We start from the raw sequence: 19728 nt of genomic DNA on the forward strand, positions 1-19728 counted from the left end.
CTTCAGTTTCAGGCATATAATTTGCTTATGTTTGGCGCTCACGCGCCCTGTAGTGGATGGCGCATGTGCGCCGGCGAATAAGGTGTTAAGCCCCTGCCATGAAACCATCGCTAGTCCTCAGAATGGGCCAGCAGCTGACGATGACACCGCAGCTGCAACAGGCCATCCGCCTGCTCCAATTGTCGACCCTGGACCTGCAACAGGAAATCCAGGAGGCCCTGGAGTCCAACCCGATGCTCGAGCGCCAGGAAGAAGGCGACGACTTCGATAACACCGATCCGCTGGCCGACAACGCCGAGCAGAAACCCAATACCGATATCCAGGAACCCTCCTACCAGGAAACCGCCCCGACGGTGGACAACCTCGAGGACGGCGAATGGAACGAACGCATTCCCAACGACCTGCCGGTCGACACTGCCTGGGAAGACGTCTACCAGACTAGCGCCAGCAGCCTGCCCAGCAACGATGACGACGAGTGGGATTTCACCACCCGCACCTCGGCCGGCGAAAGCCTGCAGAGCCATCTGCTCTGGCAGTTGAACCTGGCGCCCATGTCCGACACCGATCGCCTGATCGCCGTGACCCTGATCGACTGCATCAACAATCAGGGCTATCTGGACGAAACCCTCGAGGAAATCCTCGAAGCCTTCGATCCGGAACTGGACATCGAACTCGACGAAATCGAGGCTGTCCTGCACCGTATCCAGCAATTCGAGCCCGCCGGCATCGGCGCCCGCAACCTGGGTGAGTGCCTGCTGCTGCAACTGCGCCAGCTACCCGCCAAGACCCCTTGGCTGACTGAAGCCAAGCGCCTGGTCAGCGACTTCATCGACCTGCTCGGCAGCCGCGACTACAGCCAGCTGATGCGGCGCATGAAGCTCAAGGAAGACGAACTGCGCCAAGTCATCGAACTGGTACAGAGCCTCAACCCACGGCCGGGCTCGCAAATCGAATCCACCGAAGCCGAATACGTGGTCCCCGACGTCATCGTGCGCAAGGACAACGAACGCTGGCTGGTGGAGCTGAACCAGGAGTCCGTGCCGCGCCTGCGCGTCAACCCACAGTACGCCGGCTTCGTGCGGCGCGCCGACACCAGCGCCGACAACACCTTCATGCGCAACCAGTTGCAGGAAGCCCGCTGGTTCATCAAGAGCCTGCAGAGCCGTAACGAAACCCTGATGAAAGTCGCCACCCAGATCGTCGAGCATCAGCGCGGCTTCCTCGAGTACGGCGATGAGGCGATGAAACCGTTGGTCCTGCATGACATCGCCGAAGCAGTCGGCATGCACGAATCGACGATTTCACGGGTGACCACGCAAAAATTCATGCATACCCCACGGGGCATTTATGAACTGAAATACTTTTTCTCCAGCCACGTAAGTACCTCCGAAGGCGGTGAATGCTCGTCCACGGCGATCCGCGCGATCATCAAAAAACTGGTCGCCGCGGAAAATCAGAAAAAGCCGTTGAGTGACAGCAAGATCGCTGGTTTACTGGAGGCACAAGGCATTCAGGTAGCCCGTCGTACCGTCGCCAAGTACCGCGAATCCCTGGGGATCGCGCCTTCCAGCGAACGGAAGCGGTTGATGTAGCCGCCGGGCTCGCCACAGCGTTCCAGTGGCAGGTCAATCGACCTGCCGCTTTATGCACTGGCAACGAAGGAGAAGCTGTATGCAAGTCAACATCAGTGGACACCAACTGGAAGTGACCGAACCTCTGCGCGCTTACATCGGCGAAAAACTCGACCGACTTGAGCGGCACTTTGACAAGATTACCAATGTGCAGGTAACGCTGGCCGTCGAAAAACTGAAGCAGAAAATCGAGGCCACGCTGCATATCCATGGTGGGGAAGTCGTCGCCAATGCAGAACATGACGACATGTATGCCGCAATCGACTTGCTCACGGACAAGCTTGACCGCCAACTGAAAAAGCATAAGGAAAAGCAACTCCACCTTCTCCAAGGCACGGGTCGCTAACACTCCCCTCCCATGATCCGACTTGAAAGCATCCTGACCCCCGGCCGTTCCCTGGTGAACGTGCCGGGCGGCAGTAAAAAACGCGCCCTCGAACAAATTGCCAACCTGATCAGCCGCGAAGTGCCCGATCTGGAGATGCAAGATGTCTTCGAAAGCCTGATTGCCCGTGAAAAACTGGGCTCTACCGGTTTTGGCAACGGCATCGCCATTCCACACTGCCGCCTTAAAGGCTGTGAGTCGCCCATCAGTGCCCTGATGCACCTGGACGCTCCCATCGATTTCGACGCCATCGACGGCGCACCGGTCGACCTGCTGTTCGTACTGCTGGTCCCGGAAGCCGCCACCGATGCGCACCTGGAACTGCTCCGGCAGATTGCCAGCATGCTGGACCGCAAAGAAGTGCGCGACAAGCTGCGCAGCGCCACCAGCAACGAAGCCTTGTACAAGGTTGTCCTGGACGAACAGAACGGTCAGTAATCATGCGCTTGATCATCGTCAGCGGCCGGTCCGGCTCAGGTAAAAGCACCGCCCTCGATGTACTCGAGGACAATGGTTATTACTGCATCGACAACCTGCCGGCCGGGCTGTTGCCCGAACTGGCCGAGCGGGCGCTGATCCATACCGAACTGACACAGCCACTGGTCGCCGTGTCGATCGACGCCCGCAACCTGCCAAGCCACCTGTCGCGCTTCCCCGAACTGCTCGAAGAAGTCCGCAGCCGGCATATCCAGTGCGATGTGGTGTACCTGGACGCTGACGAAGAAACCCTGCTCAAGCGCTTTTCCGAAACCCGCCGCCGTCATCCCTTGAGCAGTAACAATCGCTCACTGGCCGAGGCGATCCAGGACGAAAGCCATCTGCTGGGACCGATCGCCGACCTCGCCGATCTCAAGGTCAACACCACCAACCTGAACCTCTATCAACTGCGCGATACCATCAAGTTGCGCCTGTTGAACCAGCCGGAGCCGGGCACCGCCTTTCTGGTGGAGTCCTTCGGATTCAAGCGTGGCATGCCGGTCGATGCCGACCTGGTGTTCGATGTGCGCTGCCTGCCCAACCCGTACTGGAAACCCGAGTTGCGCGCCCAGTCCGGACTCGACCAGCCGGTTGCCGAATACCTGGCCGCCCAGCCAGACGTCGAGGAAATGTTCCAGGACATCTCCAGCTACCTGCTGAAATGGTTGCCCCGTTTCGCCGCCAGCAACCGCGCCTACGTCACTATTGCCATTGGTTGCACGGGCGGCCACCATCGCTCGGTCTACCTGACCGAACGCTTGGGCCAAGTCCTGCAAAAGTCCCTGAAGAACGTCCAGGTTCGCCACCGCGACCTTAGCTGAAAGGATCTACCCCGCGATGCCTGCTCTGGAAATTGAAATCATCAACAAACTGGGCCTGCATGCCCGTGCCTCGGCAAAGTTCGTCGGCGTGGCCGGCCAGTTTCCTTGCCAGATCCGCGCAGGGAGAACGCCGGAGTCGATGGTCGACGGCAAGAGCATCATGGCAATGATGATGCTGGCCGCGGGCAAGGGCACCAAGATTCATCTGAAGACCGAAGGCGAACAGGAGCAGGAGGCGCTGGAAGCGCTGGTGGCACTGATTAACAACTTCTTCGACGAAGGCGAGTAAGGTCGGCAGGGCAAACCTGCCGAAAGGCACTCAAGCGAGTGCCGTATCCATGACCATCATCAGGCAAAAGCCGACACACAAGCCCAGGCTGGCCAGCTTCTCATGACCGTTGCGTCGGGATTCGGGAATCACTTCGTGGGTCACCACCAGCAGCATCGCCCCCGCCGCCAACGCCAGCCCGAGCGGCAACAGCATCTCGGCCAGGCTCACCAGCCACGCACAAAGCAACGCGAACACCGGCTCCACCAGGCCTGAAGCGGCACCGATCAGGAATGCCTTGACCCGAGACATGCCGGCGCCAGCCAGCACCAGGGCAATCACCAGGCCTTCCGGCACATCCTGCAAGGCAATCCCCATAGCCAGGCTATCCGCCTCCGGCATGCCGCCACCCGCGGAAACACCCACGGCCATTCCTTCGGGAATGTTGTGGGCGATGATGGCAAACACAAACAGCCAGATTCGCGGCGGGATGACCGGATGCTCAAGAGTGCCCACCAGCTTCTCCGGGCTGCCTCCTGACACCTTGCGATCCACCAGAAACAACCCCAAGGCACCGAGCATGATGCCGAAGCTGATCAGGCCACTCGAAGCCCAGGGCGACAACCCGAGTTTTTCCGCCGCGGCGATCCCGGGCACGATCAGCGAAAAGGCCGTGGCCGCCAGCATCACCCCAGCGCCGAATCCCAACAGGGTGTCACTCAGCGCCAGCGGCATCTTCCGAATGACCAGCACCGGCACTGCCCCCAGCGCGGTTCCCAGGGCACAGACCGCCCCGCCCTGCAACGCACGCAACAAGCGCGGCTCCAGGTCCAGCCAGGACAAGCCCTGGGCAACCAGCAATGCAGTGCCCGCCAACAGCAACAGCGAACCGAATGCGTAACGAAACATCCGCCCGCTGCCGATCGTCAGTGTTTCAGTGCCCATAGTCAGCCTTAGGTCTTTTTATAGGAGGGGGCTCAAACCAGTGCGGCCTGGTAGCGCTGGGCTACTTCGGGCCAATTGATCACGTTGTAGAACGCATTGATGTATTCCGGCCGCCGGTTCTGGTAACGCAGGTAATACGCGTGCTCCCATACGTCCAGACCGAGAATCGGGGTATTGCCGTTCATCAATGGGCTGTCCTGGTTGCCGCTGCTCTCGACGACCAGGGTCTTTTGCGGGGTCACGCTGAGCCAGGCCCAACCGCTGCCGAAACGCGTGAGCGCGGCCTTGGTGAAGGCCTCCTTGAAACTCTCGAAACCGCCCAGCTGCTCGTCGATCGCCTGGCCCAGCGCACCGTTCGGCTTGCCTCCGCCGCTCGGCGCCATCACCGCCCAGAACAACGAATGGTTGGCATGGCCACCGCCCTGGTTGATCACCGCTGCACGCAGTTTCTCCGGCAACTGCTGGACCCCGGCCACCAGTTTCTCTACTGACCAGTCGGCCCATTCGGTACCTTCCACAGCCGCGTTGAGGTTGTTGATGTAGGTCTGGTGATGCTTGGTGTAGTGAATTTCCATGGTCTGCGCATCGATGTGCGGTTCCAGGGCATCGTAGGCGTAGGGCAATGCAGGCAAGGTAAAGGACATATCAATGTGCTCCGTAATGAGGGGCATTCGGCGTCGCGGTGCCGGCAGTCGATTGCGCGATATTGCTCTCCAGCAGGCGATGCGTACGGGGGTATTCACCGTGCTCACTAATGAAGTTGAGCAACTCAACGTAAGTCTTGCTGCTCTGGCGCAGCGCGGCTTCCCGCAGCGCCGGCGCCAGGCGGCTGTCCTGCATGGTCTGCAACAACCGCTGATGGATGGCGCAGAGGTACTCCGCGCTCTCCTCCGGCTGGTTCAGGCGCAGGTGCAGGTCCGCCAGGTTGTGATGGGAGATGACACAGGCCGCCACCGCTTCGTCGGCATCGCTCCAGCGCTCGAACAACACCTGCGCCAGGGCCAGGGCCTGCAAGTAATACTCGCGGGCATCCACCAGGTCGCCCTGCATGAAGAAACGGTTTGCCCTTTCGATCGTGCGTTTCCAGTGCTCCATGGTGAACCTCCAAAGCGATGTCGGGATTTACACGCCGCCCGCGGTGAGTTTTTCCGGGTCGAGCAGGATCTCCAGCTGGCTGCGTGACAGATCAGTGTGTTCAAGGGCGACATCGATCACCGGGCGCCCCTGCTTGTAGGCGGTCTTGGCGATTTCAGCGGCCTTCTGGTAACCGATGATCGGATTGAGCGCCGTGACCAGGATCGGGTTGCGCGACAGCGCCTCCTTGAGCTTGGGCTCGTTGACCTTGAAGCTGGCAATCGCCTTGTCCGCCAACAGACGGCTGGAATTGGCCAGCAACTCGATGCTGCTCAACAGGTTCTGGGCAATGATCGGCAGCATGACGTTCAGCTCGAAGTTGCCCGACTGCCCCGCCACCGTGATGGTCATGTCGTTACCGATCACCTGCGCCGCCACCATCGCCGTGGCCTCCGGAATCACCGGGTTAACCTTGCCGGGCATGATCGAAGACCCCGGCTGCAATCCTTCCAGTTCGATTTCGCCGAGACCGGCCAACGGCCCGGAGTTCATCCAGCGCAGGTCGTTGGCGATCTTCATCAAGGTGACCGCGATGGCCTTGAGCTGGCCCGAGACCGCCACCGCGGTGTCCTGGGAGCCGATCAGGGCGAACAGGTTCTTGCCCGGGGTGAACCGCACCTGGGTCAGGCTGCTCAGCTGCCGGCTGAAACCCGCGGCGAACTGCGGGTGAGCGTTGATCCCAGTGCCCACGGCCGTGCCACCCTGCGCCAGGGATTGCAGGCTCGGCAGCAGATCCTGCAGGTGACCGATATTGGCCTTGAGCTGCTGCGCCCAGCCTTCCAGCACCTGGCTCATACGCACCGGCATCGCGTCCATCAAGTGAGTGCGGCCGGTCTTGATGAAGGGATGGACCTCGACCGCCTTGCGCTCGATGACGTGCACCAGATGCACCAGCGCCGGCAGCAGTTGTTCGTGCAAGCCCAGCGCGGCGCTGACATGGATGGTGGTCGGAATGATGTCGTTGCTGCTCTGCCCGCAGTTCACATGGTCGTTGGGGTTGACCGGTTCGCCGAGCAGGCGGCTGGCCAGGGTGGCAATGACTTCGTTGGCATTCATGTTGGAACTGGTGCCGGACCCGGTCTGGAAGATATCCACCGGGAAATGCTGCATGAAGTCGCCTTCCAGCAGGCCCTGGGCAGCGTCGACTATGGCCTTGCCCTGGGATTCGCTCAGTTGCTTGAGCTCGACGTTGGCCTTGGCCGCGGCCGCCTTGGCCAGGATCAGCGCGCGGATGAACTGCGCCGGCATGCGCTGGTGGCTGATGGGAAAGTTATCCACCGCACGCTGGGTCTGTGCGCCATACAGCGCCTGCTCCGGAACATGCAGTTCGCCCATGCTGTCGCATTCGATACGGGTATTACTCATCGGGAAATCCTTGCACCAGTTCGATAAGGGGAATGGATGGCAGCAACGAGCAGGTCGCCAGTTGCCAGGCATGGCTTTGCCAGCGCTTGAGCCGGCATTTGCAGAAAGACAGGCGTTCCAGGTCACGCAACGGGCGCCAGGCCTGGTCCAGGCACTGGCTGCGCCAATGCCAGGGCAGCGCGGTATCGGTGGCAGTATCGAGCAGCAGGCGGAATGAGGTTTCGGCAATCAGCCAGGGCGAGGTGGCGGTGCAACACGCCAGATAGCGCCCTTCGGCCAGGTAATGCTCGATCAGCCGCGGCTCGTCCGGATCGAGGGCACAACGGATCTGGCGGCTCATCCAGCGCCAGCTTTCGAGGTAAGGCTGCTCGTGCAAGGCAGAACTCATGACCTGGGCTCATTCGATAATGAGATTTATTATTATATGATATTGAGAATCAAAACAAGCTCAAGACCAGGCTATCCACACAGGTCGCTACGGTTTGTCAGTGGCCGAAACCCAGGAAATAAAAAAGCGCGCGCCCCGGACGGGACGCGCGCTTTGGTTGATGTCGTCGCAGCTTAGCTGCCAGCGACCGTCATGCGTTCGATCAATACCGAACCGGTGCGAATGTTGCTGCGCAGCTCCAGATCGTTACCGACGGCGATGATCTGCTTGAACATGTCACGCATGTTGCCGGCAATGGTGACTTCCTGGACAGCGAACTGGATTTCGCCATTTTCGACCCAGAAACCGGCCGCGCCTCGGGAATAATCGCCGGTGACCATGTTCAAGCCGTGGCCCATCAACTCGGTGACCAGCAGGCCCCGGCCCATGCGACGCAGCAAGGCCGCCTGGTCTTCCTCGCCATGGGTGACGAACAGGTTGTGCACACCACCGGCGTTGGCGGTGCTGGGCAGGCCGAGCTTGCGCCCGGAATAAGTCCCCAGCACGTAGGACACCAGTTCGCCGTTCTCGACGAAAGGCTTGGCGTAAGTAGCCAGGCCATCGCCATCGAAGGCCGAACTGCCCAGAGCGCGCATCAAGTGCGGACGCTCATCGATGGTCAGCCATTCGGGGAACAGCCGCTGCCCCAAGGCGCCTTCGAGGAAGGACGACTTGCGGTACAGGTTGCCGCCGGAAATCGCCCCCAGGAAGCTGCCAAACAGACCGCCGGCCAGTTCCGCGGAAAACAGCACCGGCACTTCGCAGGTCGGTACCGGGCGCGCGCCCAGGCGGCTCGCGGCACGTTGCGCGGCGCGCTGGCCGATAGTCACCGGGTCCGTCAACAGATGGCCCTGGCGATTGACGTCATACCAGTAGTCACGCTGCATCTGACCGTCGGCTTCGGCGATCATCACGCAACTCAAGCTGTGCCGAGTCGAAGCATAACCGCCGATAAAACCGTGGCTGTTGCCGTACACGCGGCAGCCCTGGTGGGTGCTCAGGGTGGTGCCGTCAGCGTTCTTGATCCGGCTGTCGGCGGCAAAGGCCGCGGCTTCACAGGCCAGCGCCTGTTCGATGGCTTGCTCCGGGGTAATGTCCCAGGCGTGGAACAGGTCGAAGTCCGGCACGTCCCGGGCCATCAGGGCGGCATCGGCCAACCCAGAGCTTTCGTCTTCCGAGGTGTGCTTGGCGATAGCCAGGGCCGCGGCAACGGTTTCGCGAATGGCCTCGGGGCCACTGGCCGAGGTGCTGGCCGAGCCCTTGCGCTGGCCGACATACAGCGTGATGCCAAAACCCTGGTCGCGATTGAACTCGACGGTTTCCACTTCCCGCTGGCGAACCGAAGTCGACAGGCCCTGCTCCAGAGAAACCGCCACTTCGCAGGCACTGGCACCCTGGCGCTTGGCCTCGGCGATGATCTGCTCGACTTGTTCCTGCAGTGCCGGCAAAGCCTGCGGGCCGACGCTTTGTGCTGCACTCATGGTTTTCTCCACTCAAATTCTGCTTTCGGTTAAGGCCTTCGAGCGACCGGGCCGGACAAGCGGCCCCCGACTGGTTATCATGGCGGCGTTTCTTTGCGGACTGCCACCATGGTTGATTCTTACGACGACTCCCTCGATGGGGAGAAAAGCAAATCCCAGGTCAAACGCGAGCTGCATGCTCTGGTTGACCTCGGCGAGCGCCTTACAACACTCAAGCCCGACTTGCTGAACAAACTGCCGTTGACCGACGCTCTGCGCCGGGCCCTGGCGGATGCGCCCAAGCATGTCGCCCATATCGCGCGCAAACGCCACCTGCAATTCATCGGCAAGCTGATGCGCGATCAGGACACCAGCGCGATCCTGGTGCTGCTGGACCAGCTCGACGCCTCGACTCGCCAGTACAACGAACGTTTCCATGGCCTGGAGCGCTGGCGCGATCGCTTGATCGCGGGCGATGACGCGGTCCTGGAAAAGTTCGTCACCGACTATCCAGAAGCGGATCGTCAGCAGCTGCGCTCCCTGATCCGTCAGGCCCAGCATGAGGTGGCCCATAACAAGCCGCCTGCCTCCAGCCGTAAAATCTTCAAATACATCCGCGAGCTGGACGAGACTCAACGCGGCCTGCGCTGAGCCTCGACTCGGGTGGGTTGCCCGGCAACTCACCCGCCGCTTCACTTCTTAAGCGCCCGTGCCACCCACGGTGATCGCATCGATCTTCAAGGTCGGCTGGCCGACACCCACCGGCACTGACTGCCCATCCTTGCCACAGGTCCCAACGCCACTGTCCAGCGCCAGGTCGTTACCGACCATCGACACCCGGCTCATGGCTTCCGGCCCGTTGCCGATCAGGGTCGCGCCCTTGACCGGGGCGGTGATCTTGCCGTCTTCGATCAGATACGCCTCGCTGGTGGAGAACACGAACTTGCCACTGGTGATGTCCACCTGACCTCCGCCCAGGTTGGCGCAATAGATGCCCTTTTTCACCGAAGCAATGATTTCCGCCGGATCGCTTTCGCCACCCAGCATGTAGGTGTTGGTCATGCGCGGCATCGGCAGGTGCGCATAAGACTCGCGACGACCGTTGCCGGTGCGGGCCACGCCCATCAGGCGGGCATTGAGTTTGTCCTGCATGTAGCCCTTGAGCACACCGTTCTCGATCAGGGTGGTGCATTCGGTCGGGGTGCCTTCGTCGTCGATGCTCAGCGAACCGCGCCGCCCGGCCAGGGTGCCGTCGTCGACGATGGTGCAGAGTTTCGAGGCCACCATTTCGCCCATGCGGCCGCTGTAGGCCGAGCTGCCCTTGCGGTTGAAATCGCCTTCCAGGCCATGCCCCACTGCTTCGTGCAACAGCACGCCGGACCAGCCCGAACCCAGTACCACCGGCAAGGTGCCGGCTGGCGCGGGGATGGCTTCCAGGTTGACCAGGGCCTGGCGCAATGCCTCACGGGCGTAGCCCATGGCGCGGTCTTCACTGAGGAAATAACGGTAGTCGGTACGCCCACCGCCGCCATGACCGCCACGCTCGCGGCGACCGTTCTGCTCGACGATCACGCTGACGTTGAAGCGCACCAAAGGCCGCACATCCGCCGCCAGGCCGCCATCGGTGGAGGCCACGAGGATGCGCTCCCAGACCCCGGCCATGCTGACGCTGACCTGCTGGATGCGTGGGTCCAGAGCACGGGTCGCGGCGTCGACTCGCTTGAGCAGCTCGACCTTTTCCGCGCGGCTGATGACTTCCAGGGGGTTGTCCGGCGCATACAGCTGGGCCACATCCTGGGTGGTAAAGGCCTGCACGGTGCCGTTCTGCCCGGCGCGGGAAATCGAGCGCGCGGCCCGGGCAGCCAGGCCGAGCGCTTCAAGGGTGATGGCATTGCTGTAGGCAAAACCGGTTTTCTCACCCGACTGCGCCCGCACGCCAACGCCCTGGTCCAGATTGAAGCTGCCTTCCTTGACGATGCCGTCCTCCAGCGACCAGGACTCGGAAATCTGCCCCTGGAAATACAGGTCGGCGGCATCGATACCCGGGCCGGCCAGATCGCCGAGCACGCCCTGCAGGCTTTCCAGCGTCACGCCACCGGGCGCCAGAAGGTGTTCACTGACTGAAGATAACAACCCGCTCATATGCTTTACGCCTTAAATTCGTCGTTCTTAAGCAAGTCGCTGCGCGCCTTGCGAGAAAAAGCGCCGGTGACTGGCCACCGGCATGCGCGCCCGGATGGACGCCTGTTCGCTGCTGTCGCGCTCGGCCAGCAGCACGGCCTCGCCTTGATCCTGCTGCGCCAGCACCCGGCCCCAGGGGTCGACGATGGCCGCATGGCCGAAGGTCTCCCGGGGTCCCGGATGAATGCCGCCCTGCGCCGCCGCCAGCAGGTAGCACTGGGTTTCGATGGCCCGGGCGCGGATCAATACGTCCCAATGCGCCGCGCCGGTCACGGCGGTGAACGCCGAAGGAGCGCTGATCAGCTCCGCCCCGGCGGCTCGCAATTCGCTGTACAGCTCGGGGAAACGCAGGTCGTAGCACACGGTCAGGCCAACCCGGCCCACCGGCGTATCCGCCACCACCACCTGCTCTCCATGAGCATAGTCATCCGACTCCCGGTAACGGCCGCGATTGTCGGCCACGTCCACGTCGAACAGATGCAGCTTGTCGTAGCGCGCCACTTGCTCGCCATGCTCGTCGATCAGCAGCGAGCAGGCACGGGCCTTGGTCTCCGGCTGGTCCACCGGAGGCAGCGGCAAGGTACCGGCGACTATCCATAACTTGAGGTCGCGGGCGGCCTGTTTCAACCAGGGCAGGATCGGGCCTTCGCCCCGGGCCTCGGCCCGACCGATGGCCGCCGCATCGCGGCGCCCCATGGCGGCGAAGTTCTCCGGCAGCACAGCCAGGCGCGCACCGCCGGCAGCAGCCCGCTCCAGCAGTTGGCGCGCCTGCTGTAGATTGGCCAGAACGTCGCTCTGGCTGACCATTTGAATCACCGCAAGGGACATGGCGCACTCCAGGTTGGATATGTGGCCATGCTACTCCATAGGCCCGGGCCGCGGTTTTTCAAAAAGGTTTGTCGAAGGTGATTTTCGGGTCCTTCCAGGGACCCTTGACGCTGTACTGGACGCTGGCGAAGCGCGACACCCGGTCGCCGATCAGCTTGTCGATCAGGAACAACGCCCCGCCGACCGCCGGCGCACCGACGATCAGCGCGGCGATCGGCAGATTGTTGGTCACCGGCAGCGTCACCAGCAGCTTCGAATCCACCTGGTCGGCCACCAGGTCCAAGGTACCATTGAGCTCCAGATTGCTCGACGGCCCGGTCAGGGTGATGGGCTCACGGGTCACGTAGACACCGTTGCTGGCCACCAGCAAACCCTTGACCCGGTCGTAGCTCAGGCCCTTGCCGAACAGGTCGGAGAAGTCCAGGCGCAAGCGCCGGCCAATGGAATTGAAGTTCAGCAGACCGAATACCCGCAAGGCCTGCGCCCCGCCTTCGACTTCCACGAACTGGCCTTTGCGCAGGGTCGCATCCAGGCTGCCCGAGAACCGCTTGAGCCCGACCCAGGCCGGCGACCCGGGCCAGCGCCCGTCCACATCCATATGGAACTCTTCGCTGGTCACGGTCGGCGCAAAGCCCCAGCCCTTGAGCACGTCCGCCAGGTTCTTGCCGCCCAGGCGGCCCTTGTACCAGCTGGTGGCCGCGCCGGGTTCGCCCTCCCAGCCGCCGGAGCCTTGCAGGACCATGCCCTTGAGACCCAGGTCGAGGCTGTTGAAAGCCATGCCCTTGGCGGTTGGGCGCACTTTCAGCGACCAGGCGCCGATCAGGTCATTGCCCTGGTACAGCTGATTGATCGAGAGATCCAGCGCCGGGACTTTCTTCGGGTCGACCGAAGCCAGCGGGTCCGGCGCGTTTTCGTCGGCCTGCACCGTCGGATCGGCGGCCGGCAGGCGCACATACTGCAGATTGATCGCCATCGGCGCCGCCTTGGCATCGGGAATCGCCACGTTGCCCTTGGCTTGCTGGCTGTCGAGCTGCAGGGCCCAGGAAGACGGCTTGCGCGTCAACTGCACGCGGGCCTCGTCCAGGGTGGTGCCGAAACCGCTGAGCTTGCCGACCCGGAAGTCGGCGCCACTGAGCAGCTGCTTGGCGCTACCGCCCGCGTCCTGCCCGGCATACCGATCGACCAGCGCCTTCCACGGCTCCACATCCAGTTCCGATAGCACACCGCGCACCCGCAAGCCCTTGCCCCCCGGCAACACGGCGTCGCCTTCGCCGAGGAACAGCTCGCCACGGCCATCGGCAAAGTTTCCGCTCGGCGCGGCGAAAGTAAAGTTGGCCAGATCGCCGTAATCGAACCAGTAACGTCGCTCGGCGCCCTGCAAGGTCATGCGCAATACGCTGTCACGCCCCTGGCTGGCCGCCATGCCGAAAGGCGCAGGCAAGTCGACGGCAACCCCCTTGAGGCTGGAACTGACCATCAATTGGCTGTCCGCGCCATCGAGGTTGAGCTGCAACTGGTAGGGAATATCGCCGGAAACCGGCAGTGGCTGGTTGTATTTCAGCCATTGCGTGAGCTTATTGACCGACACCTGGCCCTTGGCGACGACCCGGGTATCGAGCTTGCCAGGACGGCCGTCGGCAAAAATCTGTGCGGTCACCGGGCGCTCGAAGGCCTGGGCGCTGATGCCCTGGCCGCTCAGCCCTTTGCTGCTGTCGAAGCGGAAATCGCCCTTGAGCTGGCTCAATTCCAGCTCCGGCTCGCTCAATTTGAGCCGTGCCTTGTTGGTCTTGAAGTCCACCAGCACCTTCGGCTCTTCGCCCTTGACCAGCGGGATATCCAGCTTCAGCTTGCCCTGCAGATCGCCATCGCCCTGCCAGCCGGCAAAGGTCGGACCCGTGCCGATCGGCGCCTCCTGAAGGATCTTCAAGCCATCGCCCAGGCCACCGGCGAACTCGCCGTCGATAAACATGTGGGGACTTTGCCCGGCGGGCACATGGGGAATATTGACGTAGACATCCTTCACCTGGGTGTCGAGCAACTGCCCCTGGCTGGCCAGGATGCGCACACCGCTGTCTTCGATGAACACATCGCCGCTGACCTTGCCGATGTGCGGCCAGCCCGGCTGGAAGGCCAGCTCGGCATCGTGCACCTTGAAAAACAGGCTGATGCTGCGCGCGGTGTCGGCTGCGCCATGGTTCAGCGAACCCTGGTACTGGAAGAAACCTTCATCCACCGCGCCCTTGAGGATTGCCGTGCGCAGCCACTCGTCCAGGGCCGGGCTGAGCACCTTGGGCAGGTACTTGGCGGTGTAACGACCGTCGCCATCGACCAGCCCGACCCGCAGATCCATATAGTCTTCCTGGGTGTGGTCGAAATGCAGGCGGATCAGGAAGTCGCCGGCGATCTTGCCCTCCTCGCCCAGGACCTTGAGGTACGGCGCGATCAGGGTGAACCCCTGCTGATCGAGCTTCCAGGTCAGCCGGGCATTGGCCTGCAGGTACTGCCAGGGCTTGGCGAAGATCGGGTCCAGGTGCAAGGCAAAGTCCTTGCTGTCCATGCGCAGCTCGCCCTGCCCCAAGTCGCCGCTGATGCTGCCGCTGACGTTACGGGCCGCCGGCGCGCCGCGATAGGCGTTGAACCCGACCTGCTCCAGGTTGGCGGCAAAACTCAGGCGCTGATCGCCGCTGACCTGCGGCCGGAAGTCGAACAGGATGTTGCGCAGCGCGCCGGTGACCTTGAGGTTGTCGATGACAGTCGCGACCTTTTCCGGCAACGGCGCCCAGGCATCCAGGACCGGCGTGATCGGCGTCAGGTCAAGGCGGTCGGCCTGCAAGTGCCAGAGTTCTTCGGCACTGTTGACGGTGCCGGTCTGTTGCAGCTGCAGGCGGGACTCCCAGCGCGTCTCGCCGATGTTCATGGCCAGCGAGTCGAAGGCGACGCTGAGGCCCTGCTCGTTGCGCTGGAAATAGGCATTGAGCGCCAGATTCTTCACGGTGACCGGTTTGCGCTCGTCATAGGCCCCGCTGACCTGCGGCGCGTTCAGGCGCGCGACCATGCTTTGCAGCAGGCCATCGCCCCAACTGAGCCAGAACTCGCCACCGGCCTTGAGTTCGGAGAACGTCCACTGTTGGGTCACGCGCGGCGGCAGCCATTTCGCCCAGTCGCTTTGCGGCAGGCTCAGGTAGGCGTCGGCCTGCCCTTCGCGCCAGGCGCTGGCGCGGATTCGCGTGCGCAAGCTGACAGCCAGAGGCTGACCGTCCGGCAGGGTCAGGCGCGCATCCAGGCGTTGACGGCTGGGGCCAACACGCAGATTGAGGCCGACGTAGGTCAAGGCAATCGCAGGATGATCGAGCGGTTGCAGGGTCACCTGGCTGTCGAGCACCGACAGCTCACTGAGCATCTGCATGCGGTTGAGCAACTGCTCGGGGTCGAGAGGCTGGTTATCCTGCACCGGCAGGCCTTCGAGCGCCCAGCGCCCATCCGGACCTTCCTTCAGGCTCAGGTTGAGGCCGCTGAATTCAAGGTGCTTGACCCGCAGTTGGCGCGCCAGGGCGCTGCCGGGCAGATCGGGCGCCACCCGCACCTGATCCAGGCGCAAGGCGTTGGCGCCCTCGCCAACTGTCACATCGTGGGCCAGCAGGATGGGCGAGAAACCGCTCCAGCTGCCTTCCAGCCGACCGATCTGCACCGGCATGCCCAAGGCTTCCTGAGCCTTGGCCTGGACCTCGGCCCGATATTCAGCCACCAGCGGGGTCAGCTCCCGACCCAGGCTGACGTACAAGGCCGTCAGTACCAGCAGTAACGCACAAAGCCCCAGCCCCCAGCGGGTCAGAGCAGCGAGAAAGCGCATCAGACGCTCCATGTCAGTTGGCCCCCGTGGCAAGAGTCATGTGAAAACCGGGGCCAGCTGTATCCGGTAAATGTAGGGTACGCGGACTCAGAGCAGCACCACGTCGTATTGTTCCTGGGAATACATGGTTTCGACCTGAAAACGGATGGTCCGGCCGATAAAGGCCTCCAGCTCCGCGACGTTGCCCGACTCTTCGTCGAGCAGCCGGTCGACCACTTTCTGGTTCGCCAGGACCCGATAACCTTCGGCCTGATAGGCCCGCGCCTCCCTCAGGATTTCCCGGAAGATTTCGTAGCAGATGGTTTCCGGGGTTTTCAGCTTGCCGCGGCCCTGGCAGCTGCTGCAGGGCTCGCACAGCACCTGCTCAAGACTTTCCCGGGTACGCTTGCGGGTCATCTGCACCAGGCCCAACTCGGTGATGCCGATGATGTTGGTCTTGGCGTGATCGCGCTCCAGCTGTTTCTCCAGGGTGCGCAGCACCTGGCGCTGGTGTTCTTCATCTTCCATGTCGATGAAGTCGATGATGATGATCCCGCCCAGGTTGCGCAGGCGCAGCTGGCGGGCAATGGCGGTCGCCGCTTCGAGATTGGTCTTGAAGATGGTTTCTTCGAGGTTGCGGTGACCGACGAAAGCCCCGGTGTTGACGTCGATGGTGCTCATGGCTTCCGCCGGGTCGACCACCAGGTAACCGCCGGACTTGAGCGGTACCTTGCGCTCAAGGGCCTTCTGGATTTCGTCTTCGACGCCATACAGGTCGAAGATCGGCCGCTCGCCCGGATAATGCTCCAGGCGATCGGCAATTTCCGGCATCAGCTCGGCGACGAACTGCGTGGTTTTCTGGAAGGTTTCCCGGGAATCGATGCGGATCTTCTCGATCTTCGGGCTGACCAGGTCGCGCAGGGTACGCAGGGCCAGGCCCAGGTCTTCGTAAATGACACTGGGGGCGCCGATGGTCTTGATCTGCGCGCCGATCTGGTCCCACAGGCGACGCAGGTAACGGATGTCCATCATGATTTCGTCGGCGCCCGCGCCCTCGGCGGCGGTACGCAGGATAAAACCACCGGCTTCCTTGATGCCTTCCTGGGCCACGCAATCGCTGACCACCTGTTTCAGGCGCTCGCGCTCGGCTTCGTCCTCGATCTTCAGCGAGATGCCGACATGGGCGGTGCGCGGCATGTACACCAGGTAGCGCGAAGGGATCGACAGCTGGGTGGTCAGGCGCGCGCCCTTGGAGCCGATCGGGTCCTTGGTCACCTGCACCACCAGGCTCTGCCCCTCATGGACCAGGGCGCCGATGCTTTCCACCGCCGGCCCTTCGCGCAGGGAGATTTCCGAGGCATGAATGAATGCCGCGCGATCCAGGCCGATATCGACGAACGCCGCCTGCATGCCGGGCAGAACCCGGACCACCTTGCCTTTATAGATATTGCCGACAATCCCGCGACGCTGGGTCCGCTCGACATGGACTTCTTGCAGCACACCGTTTTCGACCACCGCCACGCGCGACTCCATCGGCGTGATGTTGATCAGAATCTCTTCACTCATGGCAGGGTCTCGTTCAGGCATATTCACTATGGATGGCCGCATCGGTAGGTACGGCGCTTAGCGCTCTGCAAGGTTTTGCCAACAGGGTATGCCGAAATGGCCAAGTAATTCTGCGGTTTCGCATACCGGCAGGCCGACGACAGCGGAATAACTGCCATTGAGCCCTGCCACGAATACCGCCGCAAGTCCCTGGATGCCATAGCCACCAGCCTTGTCGCAGGGCTCGCCGCTGGCCCAGTAGCGGGCCGCTTCGTCATCGCCGATCGCCCGGAAGCGCACCAGGCTGCGGACCACCCGCGACTCGCAGCGCTGGCCATCGAGCACGGCAATGGCGGTCAGCACTTCATGTTCGCGATCCGACAGGGCCATGAGCATCGACTGCGCATCGGCCTGGTCCAGGGGTTTGCCCAGGATCCGCCCCTCCAGGACCACCGCGGTGTCGGCGCCCAGGACACAGGCCGCAGACTGGCCATCGGCGATCAGCGCGTACCCGGCCGCCGCCTTGTCGCGCGCCAGGCGCTCGACATAGGCCGCTGGGTTTTCATCGGGGAGAGGGGTTTCATCGATATCCGCGCTGATGGCGGTAAAAGGCACGCCGATCTGCGTGAGCAGTTCCCGTCGACGCGGCGAGCCTGAAGCGAGGTAAAGCGATTTCATCAAGACATCTCCCTGTCGAGGTACGGGCAAATGCCTGACCGAATCAGTTGATTTTGAAACGTCGGCGCAACCCGCGCAAACCGAAGCTGACCCAAGGCCAGAGCAAGGCACTGACCAATGCCGGCAGCACCAGTGCAAGGGTCGGTTGACGGTTGCCGGTCAAGGCGCTGAGCCACAGCTGGACCAGTTGCGCCAGGCCGAAGATCACCAGGATCACCAGGCATTGCTGCCATATCGGGAACATGCGCAAGCGCTGTTGCAACGACAGCACCAGGAAGGTGATCAGGGTCAGGATCAGTGCGTTCTGCCCCAGCAATGTGCCGTACAGCACATCCTCGGCCAGCCCCAGGCACCAGGCCGTGACCATGCCGACCTTGTGCGGCAGGGCCAGGGCCCAGAACGCCAGCAGCAAGGCCAGCCAGAGCGGGCGCAGGATTTCCATGAATTGCGGCAAAGGCGACACGCTGAGCAGCATGCCGATGGCGAAGGTCAGCCAGACCATCCAGCCGTTTCGGGACATTATTCTCTTCCTCCCGTGGAGGCCGGGGCCGCTGCAGGCGGCTTAGGCGCGGCGGGTCTGGTGGCGGCGGGCTTGACCGGGGCCGGATGGGCCACGGGCTTGACCGGCGTCGTGGCGGCTGGCGTCGCGGGTGCAGCGGCCGGTGCGGCAGGAGCGGTCGCGGTGGCCGGCGTCACGGGCACGACAGGCTTGGGCACGGTCGCCGGAACCACCGGCGTGACGGTGCCGCCCTGCTGGTCCTGCGCTTCCTGAGCCTGGGCGGCGTCGTTGGCACGCTCTTCGGCGGTGCGGTTATCGCTGAACACCAGCAACAGGTAACGGCTGCGGTTCAAGGCGGCCGTCGGCACGGCGCGCACTATGGCAAACGGCTGGCCGGAGTCATGGATCACTTCCTTGACCGTCGCCACTGGGTAGCCTGCGGGGAAACGCTGGCCCAGGCCGGAACTGACCAGCAGGTCGCCTTCCTTGATGTCCGCGGTGTCGGCCACATGGCGCAGCTCAAGGCGTTCCGGGTTGCCGGTACCGCTGGCAATCGCCCGCAGACCGTTGCGGTTCACCTGGACAGGAATGCTGTGGGTGGTGTCGGTGAGCAGCAGCACGCGGGAGGTATAAGGCATCAGCTCGACCACCTGCCCCATCAGGCCACGAGCATCGAGCACCGGTTGCCCGAGCACCACGCCGTCGCGCTCACCCTTGTTGATAATGATGCGATGGGTGAAGGGGTTGGGGTCCATGCCGATCAGCTCGGCCACTTCGACCTTCTCGTTGACCAGCGCGGAGGAGTTGAGCAACTCGCGCAGGCGAACGTTCTGCTCGGTCAAGGCGGCGAGCTTTTGCATGCGGCCCTGGAGCAACAGGTTTTCGGTCTTGAGTTTTTCGTTTTCGGCGACCAGTTCGGTGCGGCTGCCAAACTGGCTGGCCACACCCTGCCATAGCCGTTGCGGCAGGTCGGTGATCCAGTAGGACTGCATCAGCACCAGCGACATTTGGCTACGCACTGGCTTGAGCAGTGTGAAGCGGGCATCGACCACCATCAGCGCGACCGATAGCACGACCAGCACCAACAGGCGTACGCCCAATGAGGGGCCTTTGGCGAAAAGCGGTTTAATAAGCCGCTCCTCCCAGGCAAATGTTCTCTTTATTCATACGGCTTCAAACCGGCCTGGAGCAGAATGACAGAAGATAAACGCCAACAGGCAGCACTGCAAAGTGCTGCCTGCGAGCGGAACACATG

19 protein-coding genes are annotated in these 19728 nt (G+C 62.7%); 6 read left to right on the plus strand and 13 right to left on the minus strand.

Annotated elements, in window-relative coordinates; genetic code table 11:
- Nucleotides 1–98 precede the first annotated feature (98 nt).
- The 5 genes from CRO75_RS13655 (at nt 99) to CRO75_RS13675 (ending at nt 3603) form a co-directional block, all read left to right on the plus strand.
- Nucleotides 99–1592, plus strand: coding sequence for an RNA polymerase factor sigma-54 (locus CRO75_RS13655; RefSeq protein ID WP_009042194.1), 1494 nt, complete (start codon nt 99–101; stop codon nt 1590–1592).
- Nucleotides 1593–1671: 79 nt separating this feature from the next.
- Nucleotides 1672–1977 (plus strand): ribosome-associated translation inhibitor RaiA, encoded by a 306-nt coding sequence (gene raiA / locus CRO75_RS13660; RefSeq protein WP_007929872.1) that lies wholly within the window; start codon nt 1672–1674, stop codon nt 1975–1977.
- A 12-nt stretch (nt 1978–1989) separates the two neighbouring features.
- Complete coding sequence (gene ptsN, locus CRO75_RS13665; protein WP_007929873.1) at nt 1990–2454, plus strand: PTS IIA-like nitrogen regulatory protein PtsN; 465 nt, start codon at nt 1990–1992, stop codon at nt 2452–2454.
- Between the two features lie 2 nt (nt 2455–2456).
- A complete protein-coding gene (gene rapZ / locus CRO75_RS13670; RefSeq protein ID WP_009042193.1) occupies nt 2457–3314 on the plus strand; it encodes an RNase adapter RapZ in 858 nt (285 codons plus the stop codon).
- 16 nt (nt 3315–3330) lie between these two features.
- Nucleotides 3331–3603: an HPr family phosphocarrier protein gene (locus CRO75_RS13675; protein ID WP_009046999.1), complete on the plus strand. Its 273-nt coding sequence runs from the start codon at nt 3331–3333 to the stop codon at nt 3601–3603.
- Between the two features lie 30 nt (nt 3604–3633).
- On the opposite strand, the gene CRO75_RS13680 is transcribed toward CRO75_RS13675, so the two are convergent.
- The 6 genes from CRO75_RS13680 to pmbA form a co-directional block, all read right to left on the minus strand.
- Entirely contained in the window at nt 3634–4527 is an 894-nt protein-coding gene (locus CRO75_RS13680; RefSeq protein ID WP_097135948.1) for a ZIP family metal transporter, read from the minus strand.
- A 32-nt stretch (nt 4528–4559) separates the two neighbouring features.
- Nucleotides 4560–5171: a superoxide dismutase gene (locus CRO75_RS13685; RefSeq protein WP_009042191.1), complete on the minus strand. Its 612-nt coding sequence runs from the start codon at nt 5169–5171 to the stop codon at nt 4560–4562.
- 1 nt (nt 5172) lies between these two features.
- A complete protein-coding gene (locus CRO75_RS13690) occupies nt 5173–5622 on the minus strand; it encodes a hypothetical protein (RefSeq protein ID WP_097135953.1) in 450 nt (149 codons plus the stop codon).
- A gap of 27 nt (nt 5623–5649) precedes the next feature.
- Nucleotides 5650–7026 carry a class II fumarate hydratase gene (locus CRO75_RS13695; protein ID WP_097135955.1) on the minus strand — a complete coding sequence of 459 codons (1377 nt, stop codon included), beginning with the start codon at nt 7024–7026 and terminating at the stop codon, nt 5650–5652.
- A complete protein-coding gene (locus tag CRO75_RS13700; protein ID WP_007929895.1) occupies nt 7019–7414 on the minus strand; it encodes a hypothetical protein in 396 nt (131 codons plus the stop codon). Before CRO75_RS13700 ends, CRO75_RS13695 begins: the two co-directional genes overlap by 8 nt.
- Before the next feature lie 173 nt (nt 7415–7587).
- Nucleotides 7588–8934 carry a metalloprotease PmbA gene (pmbA, locus tag CRO75_RS13705; RefSeq protein ID WP_007929896.1) on the minus strand — a complete coding sequence of 449 codons (1347 nt, stop codon included), beginning with the start codon at nt 8932–8934 and terminating at the stop codon, nt 7588–7590.
- Between the two features lie 108 nt (nt 8935–9042).
- Here pmbA and yjgA point away from each other — a divergent pair, with 108 nt between their 5' ends.
- The gene (gene yjgA / locus CRO75_RS13710) at nt 9043–9564 is read left to right on the plus strand and encodes a ribosome biogenesis factor YjgA (protein WP_025806420.1); all 522 of its coding nucleotides are present in this window, start codon (nt 9043–9045) and stop codon (nt 9562–9564) included.
- 48 nt (nt 9565–9612) lie between these two features.
- On the opposite strand, the gene tldD is transcribed toward yjgA, so the two are convergent.
- The 7 genes from tldD to mreC all read right to left on the minus strand — a co-directional run bounded on the left by tldD (nt 9613) and on the right by mreC (nt 19603).
- On the minus strand, nt 9613–11055 hold the full coding sequence (gene tldD / locus CRO75_RS13715; RefSeq protein ID WP_007929903.1) for a metalloprotease TldD: 1443 nt from the start codon (nt 11053–11055) through the stop codon (nt 9613–9615).
- Nucleotides 11056–11082: 27 nt separating this feature from the next.
- Complete coding sequence (locus CRO75_RS13720) at nt 11083–11922, minus strand: carbon-nitrogen hydrolase family protein (RefSeq protein WP_097135957.1); 840 nt, start codon at nt 11920–11922, stop codon at nt 11083–11085.
- Nucleotides 11923–11980: 58 nt separating this feature from the next.
- Nucleotides 11981–15784, minus strand: coding sequence for a YhdP family protein (locus CRO75_RS13725; protein ID WP_097135960.1), 3804 nt, complete (start codon nt 15782–15784; stop codon nt 11981–11983).
- 75 nt (nt 15785–15859) lie between these two features.
- The gene (rng, locus tag CRO75_RS13730; RefSeq protein WP_007929907.1) at nt 15860–17317 is read right to left on the minus strand and encodes a ribonuclease G; all 1458 of its coding nucleotides are present in this window, start codon (nt 17315–17317) and stop codon (nt 15860–15862) included.
- A 57-nt stretch (nt 17318–17374) separates the two neighbouring features.
- Nucleotides 17375–17974 carry a Maf family protein gene (locus tag CRO75_RS13735; RefSeq protein WP_097135962.1) on the minus strand — a complete coding sequence of 200 codons (600 nt, stop codon included), beginning with the start codon at nt 17972–17974 and terminating at the stop codon, nt 17375–17377.
- A 43-nt stretch (nt 17975–18017) separates the two neighbouring features.
- Nucleotides 18018–18494 carry a rod shape-determining protein MreD gene (mreD, locus tag CRO75_RS13740; RefSeq protein ID WP_097135964.1) on the minus strand — a complete coding sequence of 159 codons (477 nt, stop codon included), beginning with the start codon at nt 18492–18494 and terminating at the stop codon, nt 18018–18020.
- On the minus strand, nt 18494–19603 hold the full coding sequence (gene mreC, locus CRO75_RS13745) for a rod shape-determining protein MreC (protein ID WP_097135966.1): 1110 nt from the start codon (nt 19601–19603) through the stop codon (nt 18494–18496). The genes mreD and mreC overlap by 1 nt, the downstream gene beginning before the upstream one ends.
- Nucleotides 19604–19728: the final 125 nt, after the last annotated feature.

This window comes from Pseudomonas sp. LAMO17WK12:I10 (genome assembly GCF_900215185.1).
In the GTDB taxonomy this organism is placed as follows: Bacteria; Pseudomonadota; Gammaproteobacteria; order Pseudomonadales; family Pseudomonadaceae; genus Aquipseudomonas; species Aquipseudomonas chlororaphis.